Here is a 16,966-nt window from a genome sequence, read left to right on the forward strand (position 1 = left end):
GCCTGCTTATTATGGGCATCGTAAGCACCTTACAATGGGCATTGTTATGACCTAACAATGCCCATCGAGGTTTGCTTGGCCTCGGCTTCCCTATGGTACGCAAAGATAATTAATTATTTCGTAATGCCTTCCTTATTTTGCGGCGTCTTCGTTTTACGCCGTTGGCAGCGAATACGGCATAGACCGTCGGAACAATAATCAAGGTAATCAAGGTGGATACGGAAAGACCCCAAGCCACAGTCATACCCATCGAGCGCCACATCTCGGAACCCTCGCCGGTTCCCACCGCCATCGGGATCATACCCAAAACGGTCGTCAACGTTGTCATCAATACCGGACGGAGACGGGATTTTCCGGCAGTCACTACCGACGTGATAATACCCATGCCACGCTCCCGGCATAAGATCGTATAGTCGATCAGCACGATACCGTTCTTAACCACGATACCCATCAACATGATCACGCCGATCAAAGCCATAACGCCCAATGGTGTCTGCGTGACCGCCAATCCCAATACGATACCTGTAAAGGCGAACGGGATAGAGAACATGATCACGAACGGGTCTACCAACGACTCGAACTGGGCAGCCATCACGATGAATACCAAGATGATGATCAATACCATCAAGATACCCAAATCGGTAAATGTATCCTGCTGATCTTCGAATGTTCCACCCAACTGCCAACTTACGTCGGATGGGATATCCATTTGTTTCAACTCATTCCGGGCGGCGGCAACCAAGTCGCTCAATGCTGCTCCCTTACCCGCTACGGCAGATACGGTGATCACACGCTCACGGTCTTTACGCTCGATGGTCGGGGGAGTCATACGTTCCACTACCTTGCCTAAATCACGGATGCGGATGCCTTTGCCTTCATTGTTATAGATCAAAATATTCTCAAGATCCTCTACGGACTCACGGAACTCTGGGGCGTAACGTACCTTGATATCATACTCATCTCCATCCTCACGATATTTTGAAGCGGTGGAACCATTTACACGGTTTCGGAGATACATGGAGGCGGTTGTTACGTTCAGCCCGTTGATGGCCAGTTTCTCCCGGTCGAAGTCGATCTGGTATTCCGGGATATAATCCTCACGGCTGATATTTACTTGCGAGCATCCTTTTACATTTCTCATACGACGGGCGATCTCATTCGCCACGGCATCCGTCTGGGCGAAATCAAAACCATAGATCTCGATGTTAACCGAGGTCTCTCCACCCATAGAACCTTCCTGCCCTCCGGCGAGTACCTCGAATTTCTTGATCTCGCTGTATTGGGCTAAGTCCTGCCGCATCAACTCGCAAATCTCGGTAAGACCTCTCTCACGGTCGCCCACGCTAGTCAGGTTTATATTGAACTCGATGATATGCGTACCGTTATTGCTTAGCTGGGCGAAGGTATTATCCGTATCCGCCGTACCTTCCGTGAAGTTACTGATCAGGATCTCCGGATATTTCTCACGGAACTTCTTGTCGATGTCGAGAGCTAACTCACGGGTAATATCCTGCCGTGTACCGATCGGCAACTCAATCGTTATACCGATGCGTGCGTTATCTTGCGTCGGGAAAAATTCCGTCTTGATGACCGGTATCAGCATCATACTGCCGATGAAGATCAGCGTAGCGCCTACGATCACCGTTTTCCGGTGGCGTACGGCCCAGTTCAAGAAGCGTCCGTAACCGCGATCCAAGGCGTTCAATCCCTTTTCGATAGGCGTGAAGAACATCCGGTACAATTTACCCTTCTCCGGTTGCTGGCGTAATAACTGTGAGCAAAGCATCGGGGTCAATGTCAAGGCACCTACCGTAGAAACGATCATGATGATACTAACGATCCATCCCAACTGCTTAAATAAGATACCCGCCATACCCGTAACCATCGTCAACGGCAAGAACACCGCCAACATCGTAAGGGTGGAGGCGATAACCGAGATAGCTACCTCGTTCGTGGCGTGTACGGCGGCCTGTTTCGGCTGGCTACCCCGCTCGATATGGGTCGTTACGTTCTCCAATACCACGATAGCGTCGTCCACCACCATGCCGATAGCGATAGAAAGTGAGCTCAACGAGATAATGTTTAACGTATTACCCGAGGCCAGCAAATAAGCGAAAGAAGCGATCAAGGAGATCGGGATGGTCAAGATAATGATAAACGTGGCCCTCCAACGTCCCAAAAACACGAATACCACCAACATAACGATGATAAAGGTAATCATGATCGTCTCTTTCAAGCTATCGATCGTATTCAAGATATTCGTGGAAGTATCCATGATTACGTCCAGCTTCACGTCTGAGGGTAAGCTAGCCTGTATCTCCGGAAGTTTCTGGTGTACCTTCTTGGCGATGTTCACCGAGTTCGCTCCGGACTGTTTCTGTATGACGATCATACCACCTTTCGTGCCGTTGTTGAACGTCTCTTGCGCACGTTCCTCGATACTGTCCTCTACACGGGCCACGTCACGCAGATATATGTTCTTTCCGTTCTGGCTACCGATCACTAGGTCCAGCATCTGCTTAGCGTCCGTGAATTCTCCTTGAACACGCAAGGAGTAGGTATTTGAGCCGATATCTACGCTACCCCCCGGTGTATTCCGGTTCTCTTGCGCGATGATGGTAGAGATACCTTCGATGGTCTGGCCGTAAGCCTCCAACTTGTACGGGTCGCAATACACTTGCAACTCACGGATCGGCGTACCGGAGATAGAAACGGCGCCCACGCCACTGATACGTGCCAATGGGTTGGATACCTTATCATCCAAGATCTTGTAAAGAGCGTTCGTGCTCTCCTCCGCGGTTACGGAGAGGATCAAGATGGGAATATCGTCCGTACCGAACTTGAAGATGATCGGATTCTCTACGTCATCGGGTAGGGAAGACTCTACCATGTCCAGTTTGTCGCGGACATCGTTCGTGGCGACATCGATATCGATGCCATAATTAAATTCCAACGTTACGATCGATATATTCTCACGGGATTGCGACGTGATATGCTTCAAGTCGCTTACGCTATTCAACACGTTTTCCAAGGGCTTCGAAACATTCATCTCGATATCCGAAGCGCTGGCGCCGGGATAGGCCGTCATCACCATGATGGTGTTCGTCTCTATCTCCGGAAGCAAGTCCACTGATAACCTGCTTAAGGAAAAAAGTCCGAAGATCACGATCGCCACAAATACAAGGGCGGTCGATACGGGCTTTCTTACCGCTGTTCCATATAAACTCATAGTCTGTTATTCGTTTTCGATTTCAACTTCCATACCGTTCGTCAGGCGGCTTTGCCCGGTGATAACCACTTGGTCGCCATCCTCCACTCCGGATATGATCTCATATTTATCACCCATACGGCGTCCTAGCTCCACCTTCTGGTAGGATACCTTGCCGTCTTTGCATACATAGATATACCGGTCGCCGGCGCCTGATTGTTTTACGATAGAGCGATCCGGAGCCACCACGTGATCCATATGGCCGAAACTCATTGTCACCCGGGCGAACATACCCGGTCGCACTCGCTCATCCGAGTTGGCGATCTTGATCTCCACGGGGAACGTGCGGGTAGCGGGATCGATCGTCGGGTAAACTAAGTTGACTTTACCCTTGAAAACCTCGTCTCCGTACACATCCAGCCGGATGTCTACCTCATGGCCTTTCTTCACTTTCGTAAAAAGACTCTCGGAGACATTCACCATTAATTTGACCGGACGGATTTCCTCTACCGTATAGATGGGGTTTCCGCCGCTGTACATATCGCCGCTATCGTAGTTGCGGGCGGTTACGACTCCGCTGATCGGGCTTAGCAATTGGGTGTTCTCCACCAAGTTTTTATACGTCTCGCGAGCCACTTCCAAGGAAGTCTTTTGGGCATCCCAAGCGGATTTGGAAGCACCGCCTACCTTATACAACTCGTCGATACGTTTGAACTCGATCTCTTGGTTATCCAATTGTATCTTCGCTTGCTTTAGGCTTGTAGCGTCCATCTTGGCCAATAACTGCCCGGCTTTTACATGGTCGCCTACCTCGGCGAAGATTTTCTCGATACGGAATGGGGTTTGGGGAGCGATATTATTTTTGATATTCGCTTCCACCGTAGCGGTAAATTCACTGAGTTGCTCCACGTCTTGAACAGAGACCGTCTCCACTTTCACCTTTACTTTCTCATTCTGTGTTTCCGTGGCTTCCTCACTCTTATTACCCGAGCAAGACATCAGCAGGGCCAACGTAGCTATCGGTATTACTTTCAGCATTTGACTTGTCTTCATATAATTGTTCCTAATTATTATCTATTAAACTTTCAATTTTTAATTTTCAATTCATCTGTCCGTTACCTAATACTTTCTCCAGATCCGCCTTCGCTACCATATAGTCGTAGATAGATTGGTTGAAGTTCAACCGGGCCTGCGTCAAGGCAAGTTCGGCATCGTTCATCTCCAGCCATGTACCGGCTCCGGTGTCGTACCGTTTTTGCGAGATCATATATCCCCGTTCCGCTTGCTCGACTCCCTTTTGGGCGGCGTCGAACTTCTTGATACAGGTATTCATATTATCTATGTACTGTTTAACGGCCAACTGCAAATTACGCTTGGTATCGTCCCGTTGCAGGTTTAATTGGTCGATGGAGACTTTCGTCTGCTTTACCTTATAAAATTTACTACCTCCGGAGAAGATAGGAACCGATAACGTGATACCGATCATCGAATAGGGGTTCCATCTGTAATTCTTGAACTTGAAGTCATTGTTCATGGCACTCCATTGATATAGACCGGTCAGCGACAAGGTCGGCAGATAATCGAATTTCTGCATGACCAGCGTCTTTTTTAGCTGTTCCGCCTGAAGGTCTAATTGTTTCAAGTCGGTATTCTCGGATAAGGTTGTATCCGTGGATAGATAGTCGGCGAAGAGGCTGGACTTGAAATCCGTCAGTTGCCCGTCGCAATCGATATTTAAATCCAGATCCATACCCAATAACGCTTTTAACTGCCATTTAGCCAAGGTAAGGGAGTTCTCTGCCTGCAACAGATTAGGCTCTGTATTCTTTACCGTCACATCGGCACGTATCAAGTCGTATTCAGCTACGGTTCCCTGTTCATACTTCCGTTTGATATCCAGATAATTCTCCATGGCATTGTCGTAACTTTGCTTGAATACCCGGTAAGAGTCGCTTGCCAGAAGGACGGCGTAAAAGCTCTTTTTCACTTGGTTCACCATCGCTATCTTAGAAGAGCGAGCTTGCTCCACCGCCAATTCCACGTCTAAGGCCGAGATACTCAAGCTTTTCCATAAGGAGGCGTTCACCAGTGGCATGGAAGCGTTGAAGCCCAAGCTCCAGTTGTTGCTACGTCCTACCTCGAAACCCTCGTCCATACTCGACATGTCCGTGCCTTCGGGCAAGCTGCCGCCTCCCATGTCACCCATGTCGAAATCCATATACATCACCTGTTTCTTCAAGGTACGGTTGTAGTCCCCCGCAAAACTGATCTGCGGAAATAGAGAAGCGTACGAGCCTTTACGTGCGTACTTTTTCTTCTGTATTTCTTTATCGGCAACTTTTACGGTCGGGTTCTCGCTAAGGGCGATCTCTAGCGCTTTCCCAATATCCAGTTTCAGGGTGTCTTGAGCCAGAACCGGTCTCGCCGCCAGAAAAGGCAATACCATAAATGTGACCAACATCATTTTTCTACTCATCAATAATCGTTTCATTTAGGATAGATTTTGTCTGTGATTAAACTCATTAAGTGTTCGCTATAAATCATAGGATTGTTTGAGATCGAATCGGTCTAGGATCGCTCTTCCCTTCTCGGTACTGATCCCTTTCAGGAATGTGAGGAGGATCGTGTTGTATACCTCGGTGATGGAATGCTTGCAGAAGACATTGGAAGGCCGCAACATCTTCGTCTGCTCTTTCACCAATAAGGCCATGATCTCGAAGTTGATCCCCTCTTGGAACACGCCCTCTTTAACGCCCCGTGTGAACAAGTCCATACACCTCTTACCCATTCTCGCTTTATTCATCTCTATTTTTTGTTGGGCTTTCGGATATTTCTTCAAGTCCTCGTAAAACTTCTCGTTGAACCATCTCGGGTTTTTCATCATCTCCTCATAGAAGAGCAGGATTACTTCCAAGGCATTGAAAGGTTCTTTTTCCAGTCCTGTCAGATATTGTCCGAGCGATTCGGTATTGTGATCGATCCCCTCGATCAGCAAGGTTTCCTTGTCCTCGAACGACTCGTAAAGTGTACGCTTGGAGATGCCAGCCGCTTTCGCTACATCATCCATACTCACACTCTTGATGCCATATTGAGAAAAAAGATCGAACGCCGTATTAATAATCTGTTCTTTTATCATATTCTTTTTTGTTACGTCAAAAGTAGCCGGGGCAATCTCCGTATACAAGTAAAAAGCGCTGACTCGTCCGTTGGAATCGACCAATGACCGGATATTCCCGTCGAATCTATTCGCAAAGGTCTGATATATTTAGAAAACCAGAAAGGTTTATACTGTTACGGTATTGGTATGGAATGAAACAGGATATTGTCAAAAATTCTTGTTATTCGTTCAATTTTGGATGAAAATTGGTTAAAAACGAAATAGTGGGTGGTCTTTGGCTTTTTATTTCTATCTTTGTCCGAGGTGATAATAAAAATCTACAGATAGATATGAAAAATTTACCTTTAATTGAAGTCACTGAGTTAATCAAGGGAATTGAGTCCAGCGACAACTTTCAAGATGATTTATCGATAGCGGATCTGAATGGAGATTTGATTAATTACGAGGAAAAAAGGCTGGAGCATTCCACCCCGATGCGTTTAAATGCTTTGTTGATGATCTTGGTACAGGAAGGTACTGCCGATATCTCGGTAGACTATATTCCATATAAGATAGAGAAGAATACGTTTATAACCTTGATGCCGACTCATATCATACAGGTATCGAAAGTGAGCAAAGATTTGAGAGGGCGTTTGTTGATCGTGTCCAGATCTTTTCTGGATGGATATACTACCCCGGCAGGGAAAAAGAACTCTATGGTGCATTATATGCAGATCCGTAAGAATCCATGTGCTGCGATGAGTGCCGAGGAGACTGAGCATATATCCGGCCAATTCTCAATCTTACGGGAAAAGATGAAGCTGCGTACTCATTTTTTCCAGAAGGAGGCTCTCCAAAACGCCTTAGTCGGTTTCTTTATCGAGTTGGCTAATATCTTTATGGGTAAGAAGGAGCTGATGACGGCACCTACACTCTCCCGGAAGGAGGAGCTTTTCGAGCAGTTCCTGCAATTGCTTTTCGAGCATTGCAAGGAGCAGCACGTCGTTACTTTCTATGCCGAGAAATTATTTATTACCCCACAGTATCTTTCGCTTATCTTGAAAGAGCTAACGGGTAAATCAGCGAATAAATGGATTGACGACGCCTTGATCGTCGAGGCCAAGATGCTGTTGAAGGCCCCGCAAGCCACGGTTCAGCAAGTAGCGGATATACTCCACTTCTCCGATCAATCCACTTTCGGTAAGTTTTTCAAGAAGCATATGGGTATATCACCCATGGAATACCGGAAATCATAATCCGGTATTTTCTATACGCTTGCGGAACTTATACCAGTTGATCAACTCACAAGCCCCGTAGAAAATGCTGGCTACACCGAAGATTACGAATGTATTTGCCGCCGCCCCGAACGGGTAGGCAAGAATCATTACTCCGGTTATCAAGATCAAAGCCGGCATCAGGTAGAACCCCAACGGTACATTGCTCCATTTCCTTGCGGATATCAATGAAACCAATTGCTGTACACCGGCAATTACCAATAAGGCTCCGAGTACGTACATTAATATATTCACGAAGAACTCGGGCATGATCACCAACCACGCTCCGAACAGTACGCTTCCCGCTGCCTCGATAGGAAACATCGGTTTCTCCCCGTTCTCGTTCTTCGGTCGGGTGAAATAGCTGAGGATAGCGAATAATCCCGGTAAAATGAATAGTATACCGATCGTGATAACCAGATAGGTTATGGCTGCTTCCGGCCATAATACCAAAACAAACCCTAATACCATCGCGAATGCGCTACGTAAAACCGCGCCATTAATAGATCTCATATGTTTTTATTTTAGATTTCACTTATAATATGACAAAGGTATATATTCTTTCCGACTTTTTTACCTTTGTGCGCCATAAAGCAGTATCAGGAAAAACATCGAAATATATCCCTCTTGAATGCATGCTTCGCGTAAAAAGACAAACTTGAAATCATCTAACGAATAATAATACTAAAACAAAAAATGAAGCGTATAGTTTTTTTGGATTACGTGCGTGTGTTTGCGTGCTTCCTTGTCATGGTTGTCCACGCCAGTGAAAACTTTTATGGAGCTGAGGGCTCCACGGATATGGTGGGACCGCAATCTTATCTGGCCAATGAGGCCGATCGGTTGTGGGTAGCCGTATACGATGGTTTCTCACGCATGGCGGTGCCATTGTTTATAATTGTCTCCGCCTTTCTTCTTGCGCCGATGAAGGCAGGGCTGACCTCTTGGCAATTCTACCGTCAGCGTTGTATCCGCATCTTACCGCCGTTTTTCATATTTATGATACTATACAGCACTTTACCCTTGCTGTGGGGGCAGATAGATGCCGAGACATCATTGAAAGATATATCGAGAATATTCTTGAACTTTCCTTCACAGGCTGGACATTTGTGGTTCATGTACCCTTTGATCAGCCTCTATTTATTTATACCCGTAATATCGCCATGGTTGAATAAAGCCACGGCGAAAGAAGAGCGTTTTTTCATCGGCTTGTTTCTGTTGTCGACCTGTATGCCCTATCTCAATCGTTGCTTCGGCGAGGTGTGGGGACAATGTTTTTGGAACGAATACCATATACTGTGGTACTTCTCCGGTTATTTAGGATACCTCGTACTGGCACATTATATACATGTCCATCTTACATGGAACCGTTCTAAACGTCTGGTTATCGGAATCGCCTCGATGGTCGTCGGTGCCTTGCTGACGATTTATTCCTTCTATGTCCAAGCGATACCCGGAGTAACTCTTGTCACACCTGAGATAGAGATCGGATGGGCTTTCTGTACGATCAACTGTGTGCTTCTTACGGCGGGTACGTTCCTCGCTTTTACTTGCATAGGCAATTCGAAATCTCCACGACTCATAACAGAGATGTCTAAACTCAGCTACGGTATGTACCTTATGCATATATTTTGGCTCGGATTGTGGGTAACGGTGTTTAAGCACGACTTAGCCTTGCCTACTGTCGCCGCCATACCATGTATTGCGGTAAGTACATTTATCTGCTGTTATGTGACGACAAAGATTATCTCATTAATACCGGGCAGTAAATGGATTATAGGATGAATATAGGATAGCTCTGTCATTTGGCGCGGTTACTTTGTAAACAAGATGATAAGATTACCTGTTATTTGGAAAAAATCGTATATTTACGATATTCAAATAAATCCCGGGTAATAATGATGACGAGAACAGTTTTTATACTTTTGATATCGAGCCTTTGTACGCTAAGTTATTGTACGCCGAGGACCGAGCCTGCTCAAACCGAGGTCTTAACTCCTGTGGATTCTATATCGAAGGATTCCGCTGTGATCATGGAGACTTTGCCTCCCCATATCGAAATAGAGAAAGAGCTGCTTTACGATAAGCATACTTTAGAAGATACTTACCCCTATAAAGATACGACACGGGAGTTCCAGTGGGAGAAAATGAAAGAAAGATTATCCTTATTGGAGTCGATCCAAAAGGAGCCGTCTCAATGGGCGATCTTGCAGAACTATAAAAACAGGAATGGAGAGGCTCCTCTTGTAAAAGTCTTCAAGAGAGATGCCTATAAGAGGGTTTCCGATACGCTTGGTGTAGAACGCTATCAATCCGTCCCGCTTTATTTGCTGACTGATACCGTGATTCCCGAGATCTATGGACGTGACGGTAGCTTGGTTCGTATCAAGGCGATGGATGAGGATTCTAAATTCGCTCGTATACAAACCGTGTATGATGGGGAGGAGGAGTGGTATGCTCCGAAGAAATATATCAAGCAAATAGGGGATACGGTAGTCTTCGATAAGGCGATCTTCGTGGATCGTCATAACCAGAATATCGCGACCTTGGAGCACGTCGGCTCAAAATGGTTGGTTCGTAGCATGAACCCTGCGACTACCGGACAGCATCGTCCTCCTTATGCGCAGGAAACCCCGTTGGGAATGTATGTTCTCCAAGAAAAAAAGTCTCGCATGATCTATTTGGTAGACGGTTCCAAGAAGACTGGCGGATTCGCTCCTTATGCCAACCGTTTTACGAATGGGGCGTATATCCATGGCGTACCGGTCAACGCTCCTCGTAAATCGTTGATCGAATATAGTCCTTCGTTGGGAACGACACCACGGTCTCATATGTGTGTGAGAAACGCGACTTCGCATGCGCAATTTGTTTACGATTGGGCGCCTGTTAATAAGACGATTGTTTTTGTATTAGAATAAAAATCATAACTTTGCGGCGTTATTGTTTTTTAGTATGCGAAGGATTTTCTTGTATTTGTTTTTTATTGTCTTGTCTGTAGGTTCAATTTCAACCGGTGGCGTTTTGCGTGCCCTATCTCCGGAAACGGGATCAACGTCTGTGGCGGTTATGGGGCGCCAATTATATGAGGAGATGCGATTGGATCAATGGGTTTGTTTCGATGCGTTTATGCAGGGGCTTAGAGGTTCCGAGAAGATTGATCGGAAAAATAAGGATATCCTTACATTGATCGATTTCTCTAAACCTTCTACGGCGGAGCGTATGGTTGTATTGGATATACGGCAAAAGAGAATACTTTACACCTCTTTGGTTTCTCACGGTAAGAATAGCGGAGGGAATTATGCGACCTCTTTCTCGAACGAGAACGGTTCCCATAAAAGCTCTTTAGGATTTTATCTGACGGAAAATACGTACCAAGGCCGGAATGGCTATTCGCTTATCCTAAATGGATTGGAAAAAGGAATAAATGATTTGGCTAAGCAAAGGGCGATTGTAATTCATGGCGCCTCTTATTCCGATCCTTCTGTGGCAGCTTCCTCGGGTCGGTTAGGACGTAGCTTTGGTTGCCCTGCGTTGCCTGTATCTGTCAGTAAGCCAATTATTAATACGATAAAGAATGGAACCCTTTTATTTATTTACGCCAACGATAAGAACTATCTGACGCAAAGTTCCATTCTATCCACTCAACAAGAAAATGATATTTTTCATGAAAAAAGTTACCAAAAAGTTTTGTAGTTTAAAATAAAGGCGTACCTTTGCACCGCAATCAGAGATAAACACTATGAATTGCAAAACGGGGTGTAGCGCAGTCCGGTTAGCGCACCTGCTTTGGGAGCAGGGGGTCCCAAGTTCGAATCTTGGTACCCCGACTTGGAAAAAGGGAAATGGTTGGTATTCAACTGTTTCCCTTTGACTGTTTTAATACCCCCGGGACAGGAATGGGACATAAGTTATCAAAGTGCCTCGTTTTAACATAACGGGACAATTTTGGGACAGGAAATGTCTGTAAGATTTTTAGTGTAAATGTCTTAGCGTTGATTTTAATTTAAAATTGACGTTAAAAAAAATGCCTAAAAGGAAACAAAGTTCGAGTGTTTTGAGCATTGTAGCTTATACTCCGCCTCAATTATATGTCGGTGTGGAATGGTATATCGGATTTATGGCCTTCGATCCAGCAAAGGGAAAGATGCGCCGAAAAAAAATCAAGCTTAATCATATTTCGAAAATAGGAGAGAGGAGGATCTATGCAAAAGATTTGATCAATCGTCTTTCGGAACAACTTCGAAGAGGTTGGAACCCATGGATTGAGCGGGAATCAGCATTATCTTATGTATTTATTGATGATGCCATAGAACATTTCTTTCGGATACAGAAAAAATATTTGGACGATGACATTATCCGAGAAGCTACTTATGTGGAATATCAATCAAAGATTAGGAATCTCAAGAAATACAATGAGTCGTTGAAACAGTCGGCTACGTATATTTACCAAATTGATCAGCGCTTTTTGCAAGAGTTTTTGGATCATATATACATTGATCGCGGCAATACGGCCAAAACTCATGATAACTACATAAGGGTTTTGAGTGTATTTTGTAAATTCCTAGTACGCTCTGGATATCACAAAACGAATATGGCCGAAGGTTTGCAAATTTTAGGAAAGCGGCATTATCAAAAAAACAGGACAGTCTTGTCTATAAAAGATCTTGAGCGCTTACGGAACTACTTGATGGGGAATAATAAACATTTCTTGCTAGCCTGTTACATTGAATATTATTGCCTTATTCGCCCTAAAGAGATGTCAATGCTGAAAATAAGGGATATATCGTTTAAGAATCAAACGATTTTAGTTAGTGGTGATATATCGAAGAACCGAAAAGATGCGGTGGTTACATTGAATAAAAAGGTTATTCAATTGATGATAGATTTGAAAATCTACCAATATCCGATGAATTATTATCTTTTCTCAGATTCTTTCAAACCAGGAGAGAGTGGAAGAACCGAGAAACAGTTTAGGGATTATTGGTTATCTCATGTTATGAGAGATTTAAAGTTCCCGAAGGATTATAAGTTCTATTCCCTAAAAGATTCTGGAGTTACAATGATGCTTCGCCAAAATGTGGATGCTCTGTCTGTACGTGATCAAGCTAGGCATTCCTCAATATCAATAACGGATATATATACGCCACATGATTTGAAGGAGGCGAATCCTTTGTTGACGGATTTTGATACGGGATTTTAATGAAAATATGATCTGGTCGTTGTTAATAGATTACATTTCTATAATTTCATCATCATCTCCACTTTCTTCTCTAAGGCTCGATAATCGGCCAGTGTCACCTTTTGGGGTTCCGGGGACGTGGGGAGTCCGGGGATATCGTCCGGGAGGTATGGTATTAACGTCTTGTCTAGGTGAATTTTCTGCCGGAGATACTTCCGGCAGTTTAATTACATTTTATTACTGTTTACCATAATCATGCTTGGTCAAGATATTTTCTCTATCTCAATGATGTTGACCGGATTCATCCGCTCGTTGGCGGCCGATACCGCCTTTATGGACATCGTCCCGTCAGTGACCCGTATATCCTCAAACACCATATACTCGGAAGCGTTGTTGAGAGGGTACTGGGCGTCTTTCTCGATCCTTGTATCATTAACCTCGTACGCTATGGTCCCGCTACCCAGTGATCCCGAGTGAATCATGCTCGAGAATATACGGACCCGGTAGGTACCGTTAGGCATGGACTTGAACGTCATCGTGATCGTCGGGTTTTCCCCGGACACGCTTGACGTATAAGCAGAGATAAGGTTCGCCATGTAGACATCGGGATAGATACCGGAGTCATCACCGGTTATGTACCCACGCTTGTCCGTGTTCGCCGTCATGCCTGCCTTGAACTGCTGACCGTTATGGGCGAACAGCATCTGGCCGCTCTTAGTACCGTCCGTCTTGTGCAGGTCCTTATAAACCATCGCCCCCATTTGCTTGTCTATACCTGTTTCCGGGTCGTACACGGCATCCGAGTATGACCAGCCTATGCTCAGTATCCACTTGTCACCTCCCGTGACCGGAGGGGTCGATCCCTCGCTCTTGAAGTTACAGGTCACCGTCTTGTCGGACTGGACGTCCGTCACTGTAGCCGTACCGGAACCGCTACCCACCCCGGTACTCGAGGAGGCCCCGGCCCAGCTCTCTATCACGTAACCGGACTTGGCCGTGGCCGTGAGGCTGGCCGTACCGCCTTGGGCCACCTCTTGGGTAGCTGGCGTGACCGCCCCGTAAGAGACGTTGTTGCTCTTGCCCGTGACGGTGAACGTGACGGCGGGCCTCTCCTGCAAGATGACGGATGACGACTTGACCCCAGACTCCCCGTATTGGTTCTTTACTTGGACGTACACCGTCTTGGTCCCCAATCCAGAGGAGAGATTGAGGCTGAATGTCTTGGACGTGTCCGCTATCCAGTCCACCCCCGAGAGATCCGGAGTCTCAGCCGCCTTATAATGCGTGATCCTCCCGGTGACCCCGAGCGTGACGCTGACAGCCCGCTCATACGTGGTCGACGAGCCGGAGTTGATAGACACCGATCTCAAGACGGGGGCGGTCTCCCCGGCGGTGATGCGGGACATGAACGGCTCACGAAGGTCCTCACGGAGCTGGGCCACGAAGTACAGGGCGTCGGCCTTGTCATCCTCCGAGGAGCTGGACTCGTATAACGCCGTGAACCTCTCCGAATTGGATAGTAAGTCCCCGTTAAGGCTAATGTTTACCAGCAACTTTCCGCCCTTGTCGCCGCAGGAGAGGCCCAGTATGTTGGACGAGGCCGAGGACACGCAGCCCGCCGTGAACGTGACGTTCGTTATCTGGACCGTGAAATCCACGTGCCGGCCATACTTGATCCGTGGTACCAATAGGGCGAACCTGACCCCGCCGTCCACGATCTCCTTGTGGACACGACCGAACCTGCGGATATACCAGTACTCGTATATCTCGTCGATTGTCGCGAACCACACCGAGTCATTACCATCCTTGCCGTACGTGTCGTTAAAGACCGTGAGACCGTCAAGCATCCCCTGCGAGGGGCCATGCGTGAAATCGCACATCCATTTATTGGCGACGGACGAGCTCTCGGTGATCTTGGACATGTAAGCCTCAGATGTCGTGTTATCGCAATTCCTCCTCCATATCATACCTTTTCTCAGGTCAACGTCCGTGCCCAGAGAGTCTACCGTATGGTTGTTACCCTCGGTCGTGATGAAAACGATATCCGGATACAGCTTGGCGGCCTCCACGTAGGTGTCGTTCCCGTTGGGCCGAACCATGACCTTCATCCCGGTCCCGATCTTCTCGAGCGTCACGCCTTGGGCCTCCCCTATACCCGCCAGCAACCCGTCCACGTCATTCTGGTCCGTGGACCTCACGTCATGGAAATATATCTCGTTGCCGAACGACATCACGTGCCGGACCTCCGGCCATGTGAGATAGGGATAGGTCTTACCGACCTTGGTCGCGGGAGGGTCCATATAGTTCGGGACATAGTCATTGCCCATCCCGGGCCAGCAGGCCACCCCGTACGTGAAGCGTCTCTCCACGCCAGTCCCATCCGTGTACCCTAACGTTTTCGAAGGCGTATGGCCCGTTGTCCTCTCCTGACCAATATGCTGGTATTTCTCAGAGTCGACCCATTTCCTGTTCACGAGGAAGAAGATCTTGTTCGAGTCCACGCGGTCATCGTCCACGATCAGGGAATAGGCGAATTTTTTATCATATTTCAACGGCGGGAACACGATATTGACGGTGCTCTTGTCCACGGAGGGCGGGACGGATACCGTGAATTCCACACGCTCAACATCGAACTTGATGTAATCGATTGTCAACGTGCCGGACAGACCCGTGGAGGTTACGGCCTTGTCACAAGACAGGATCATGATGGTCTCGAAAGCCGCCGACACGTAGATCCTCTTGATCGAGTACGCCGAGGGGTAATAAATGCCATCGTCATCCACCACCACGAGATTCCCGGCGTAAACGTACAGGTCGTTCCCAATGGGGTTCGAGTCGATCCTGTACTCTTTTTCCCCTCCTTGGGTCGTGGGGGGATCGAGGAAGCGAATCGCCCGCCTATACAATTTATACTCCTCACCGCCGATACGCAGCGTACCCGCCTCCATTTCGGACTCGCTGATCACCGAACCGGTGATGGCGGAGACCTTATCGGAGAGCTCCCTTATCTCGGACCGCAAGCCGCTATCGTCATACGATGGGATGGAGCCGACGCGGTTGACCTCGGAGACGACCTCATTGAATTCGCCTGCCGTTAGCTGATCTCCTGCCTGTTTTATTGGGATATTCAAAGCCATATCATATTTTTTAATGTAAAACAAAAGGGAACGTGTACGGGAAAGCTGAGTCCTCTGAACCTCCCCCTCCACTGAATGAGAAAGGATAAATGCCCACGAACGCTCGCGTTATCTCGCCTTTGTCCTTGTCGAGACAGGCATATAGCGTGTTGGGATTCTTGTCCTCAATAGCGAGGTATTCCTCGTAGCTGAGCGTTGCGATATTGGCTGTCCCCTTCTCCTTGTCCAGCCGGTCGATGCCCTCTTGCAAACGTTTCAGCTCTGCGGCGTAATCACCCTCAAGCTTGCCGATCAATAGTTTCAAGGGGGCTTTTACCACAGACGGGGGATTCATGCCGATCTCCTCCAAGGCGGGAAGCGAGTTCACGTGGTCGAGATTGTCCACCATGCGCAAATCCTCCACGCCCTGCGATCCCGTTTCTAGTTCCGCCTTGATCAAAGGGGTCAAAAGGGAGACCAGTGTCTTTATATCGTCTATAGTATAAGCCATCAAGCTAAATGCTATTCTGTTACGGGTTTGTTCAATATCTTATCGAAGGCGTTTTGCACCTTCGTATACGCGCTTATCCATTCCTCTCCGGTAAGGCTGTCCGGGGATTCTTGGAAGAAAGAGAGCCTTTTGTTACGATCAGCGGACGCATACCCGATACGGGTACCGGCATCGTATATGTAGGCATCTATATGTTGGAATGGCTCGCTTTCCTTACGGGATGCCTCTATCTTCACGAAACCCGTGGAAGAAAGGGCTTCCGTCAAGGACTTATTGATTGTCGTTGTTTCCATTTTTCTTTGTTTTAAGGGTTAGTAACTCGTTCATGGCATTTTTCAAGGGGGCGATAAAGGATGATCCCATGATAATCTCCTTGATGGACTCAGCCATAGGTCTCGGAACATCGATAGCTTCCTTGCTGTAGTATATCTTCTTTCCGAAATCAGAGACAGCGATATCCGCCGTACGTCCATAGACCAAGTTTCCTACCTCTTTTGTCAAGTCAATCACTACGGGATCGCCTTCTACCGTAGCGTTAATACTTACTTTACTGAAATCTACTTTCATAATTCTACTGTTTT

At 47.0% G+C, this 16,966-nt stretch carries 14 protein-coding genes and 1 tRNA gene; 6 read left to right on the forward strand and 9 right to left on the reverse strand.

The genetic code is table 11. The features are described 5' to 3' along the window. Window positions 1–109: 109 nt before the first annotated feature. From NBH16_RS14600 to NBH16_RS14615, 4 genes are read right to left on the reverse strand one after another with little or no spacing between them, the layout of a single operon-like run. Complete coding sequence (locus NBH16_RS14600) at window positions 110–3,229, reverse strand: efflux RND transporter permease subunit (RefSeq protein WP_048928072.1); 3,120 nt, start codon at window positions 3,227–3,229, stop codon at window positions 110–112. 6 nt (window positions 3,230–3,235) lie between these two features. Continuing rightward, window positions 3,236–4,261 carry an efflux RND transporter periplasmic adaptor subunit gene (locus tag NBH16_RS14605; RefSeq protein ID WP_008774010.1) on the reverse strand — a complete coding sequence of 342 codons (1,026 nt, stop codon included), beginning with the start codon at window positions 4,259–4,261 and terminating at the stop codon, window positions 3,236–3,238. 46 nt (window positions 4,262–4,307) lie between these two features. Then, window positions 4,308–5,699, reverse strand: a complete 1,392-nt coding sequence (locus NBH16_RS14610) for a TolC family protein (RefSeq protein WP_250788799.1) — start codon at window positions 5,697–5,699, stop codon at window positions 4,308–4,310. 42 nt (window positions 5,700–5,741) lie between these two features. Next, entirely contained in the window at window positions 5,742–6,344 is a 603-nt protein-coding gene (locus NBH16_RS14615) for a TetR/AcrR family transcriptional regulator (protein WP_005861978.1), read from the reverse strand. A gap of 311 nt (window positions 6,345–6,655) precedes the next feature. Between NBH16_RS14615 and NBH16_RS14620 the strand changes: the two genes are divergently transcribed. Next, complete coding sequence (locus NBH16_RS14620; RefSeq protein ID WP_005861981.1) at window positions 6,656–7,561, forward strand: helix-turn-helix domain-containing protein; 906 nt, start codon at window positions 6,656–6,658, stop codon at window positions 7,559–7,561. On the opposite strand, the gene NBH16_RS14625 is transcribed toward NBH16_RS14620, so the two are convergent. After that, on the reverse strand, window positions 7,556–8,092 hold the full coding sequence (locus NBH16_RS14625) for an HdeD family acid-resistance protein (protein WP_005866076.1): 537 nt from the start codon (window positions 8,090–8,092) through the stop codon (window positions 7,556–7,558). The two genes, NBH16_RS14620 and NBH16_RS14625, sit on opposite strands and share 6 nt — an antisense overlap. Window positions 8,093–8,275: 183 nt before the next feature. On the opposite strand from NBH16_RS14625, the gene NBH16_RS14630 reads away from it, so the two are divergent. The 5 genes from NBH16_RS14630 (at window position 8,276) to NBH16_RS14650 (ending at window position 12,779) form a co-directional block, all read left to right on the forward strand. After that, entirely contained in the window at window positions 8,276–9,364 is a 1,089-nt protein-coding gene (locus NBH16_RS14630; protein WP_005861985.1) for an acyltransferase, read from the forward strand. A 113-nt stretch (window positions 9,365–9,477) separates the two neighbouring features. Further along, entirely contained in the window at window positions 9,478–10,497 is a 1,020-nt protein-coding gene (locus NBH16_RS14635; protein ID WP_158532936.1) for a L,D-transpeptidase, read from the forward strand. Window positions 10,498–10,531: 34 nt separating this feature from the next. Further along, entirely contained in the window at window positions 10,532–11,272 is a 741-nt protein-coding gene (locus tag NBH16_RS14640; RefSeq protein ID WP_005866080.1) for a murein L,D-transpeptidase catalytic domain family protein, read from the forward strand. A 59-nt stretch (window positions 11,273–11,331) separates the two neighbouring features. Beyond that, window positions 11,332–11,406 (forward strand) — tRNA-Pro (locus tag NBH16_RS14645). A gap of 227 nt (window positions 11,407–11,633) precedes the next feature. Then, window positions 11,634–12,779 carry a tyrosine-type recombinase/integrase gene (locus NBH16_RS14650; protein WP_250788800.1) on the forward strand — a complete coding sequence of 382 codons (1,146 nt, stop codon included), beginning with the start codon at window positions 11,634–11,636 and terminating at the stop codon, window positions 12,777–12,779. A gap of 242 nt (window positions 12,780–13,021) precedes the next feature. Here NBH16_RS14650 and NBH16_RS14655 read toward each other — a convergent pair whose 3' ends face one another. The 4 genes from NBH16_RS14655 to NBH16_RS14670 are packed head-to-tail and all read right to left on the reverse strand — an operon-like array spanning window position 13,022 to window position 16,952. After that, window positions 13,022–15,895, reverse strand: a complete 2,874-nt coding sequence (locus NBH16_RS14655; protein WP_250788801.1) for an InlB B-repeat-containing protein — start codon at window positions 15,893–15,895, stop codon at window positions 13,022–13,024. Between the two features lie 10 nt (window positions 15,896–15,905). Beyond that, window positions 15,906–16,385 (reverse strand): hypothetical protein, encoded by a 480-nt coding sequence (locus NBH16_RS14660; protein ID WP_250788802.1) that lies wholly within the window; start codon window positions 16,383–16,385, stop codon window positions 15,906–15,908. Window positions 16,386–16,396: 11 nt separating this feature from the next. Continuing rightward, a complete protein-coding gene (locus NBH16_RS14665) occupies window positions 16,397–16,678 on the reverse strand; it encodes a hypothetical protein (protein ID WP_250788803.1) in 282 nt (93 codons plus the stop codon). Continuing rightward, a complete protein-coding gene (locus NBH16_RS14670) occupies window positions 16,656–16,952 on the reverse strand; it encodes a hypothetical protein (RefSeq protein WP_087345624.1) in 297 nt (98 codons plus the stop codon). The genes NBH16_RS14665 and NBH16_RS14670 overlap by 23 nt, the downstream gene beginning before the upstream one ends. Window positions 16,953–16,966: the final 14 nt, after the last annotated feature.

Source organism: Parabacteroides sp. Y3-G-102 (assembly GCF_023656845.1).
GTDB classification, from domain to species: domain Bacteria; phylum Bacteroidota; class Bacteroidia; order Bacteroidales; family Tannerellaceae; genus Parabacteroides; species Parabacteroides distasonis.

Excerpts from the sequence above, each read along its gene's own strand:
- NBH16_RS14610 (WP_250788799.1), bottom strand. The coding sequence starts at position 5,699 with ATGAAACGATTATTGATGAGTAGAAAAATGATGTTGGTCACATTTATG.
- NBH16_RS14640 (WP_005866080.1), top strand. The coding sequence starts at position 10,532 with ATGCGAAGGATTTTCTTGTATTTGTTTTTTATTGTCTTGTCTGTAGGT.
- NBH16_RS14665 (WP_250788803.1), bottom strand. The coding sequence starts at position 16,678 with ATGGAAACAACGACAATCAATAAGTCCTTGACGGAAGCCCTTTCTTCC.
- NBH16_RS14670 (WP_087345624.1), bottom strand. The coding sequence starts at position 16,952 with ATGAAAGTAGATTTCAGTAAAGTAAGTATTAACGCTACGGTAGAAGGC.
- NBH16_RS14655 (WP_250788801.1), bottom strand. The coding sequence starts at position 15,895 with ATGGCTTTGAATATCCCAATAAAACAGGCAGGAGATCAGCTAACGGCA.
- NBH16_RS14600 (WP_048928072.1), bottom strand. The coding sequence starts at position 3,229 with ATGAGTTTATATGGAACAGCGGTAAGAAAGCCCGTATCGACCGCCCTT.
- NBH16_RS14620 (WP_005861981.1), top strand. The coding sequence starts at position 6,656 with ATGAAAAATTTACCTTTAATTGAAGTCACTGAGTTAATCAAGGGAATT.
- NBH16_RS14615 (WP_005861978.1), bottom strand. The coding sequence starts at position 6,344 with ATGATAAAAGAACAGATTATTAATACGGCGTTCGATCTTTTTTCTCAA.
- NBH16_RS14660 (WP_250788802.1), bottom strand. The coding sequence starts at position 16,385 with ATGGCTTATACTATAGACGATATAAAGACACTGGTCTCCCTTTTGACC.
- NBH16_RS14635 (WP_158532936.1), top strand. The coding sequence starts at position 9,478 with ATGATGACGAGAACAGTTTTTATACTTTTGATATCGAGCCTTTGTACG.
- NBH16_RS14605 (WP_008774010.1), bottom strand. The coding sequence starts at position 4,261 with ATGAAGACAAGTCAAATGCTGAAAGTAATACCGATAGCTACGTTGGCC.
- NBH16_RS14625 (WP_005866076.1), bottom strand. The coding sequence starts at position 8,092 with ATGAGATCTATTAATGGCGCGGTTTTACGTAGCGCATTCGCGATGGTA.
- NBH16_RS14630 (WP_005861985.1), top strand. The coding sequence starts at position 8,276 with ATGAAGCGTATAGTTTTTTTGGATTACGTGCGTGTGTTTGCGTGCTTC.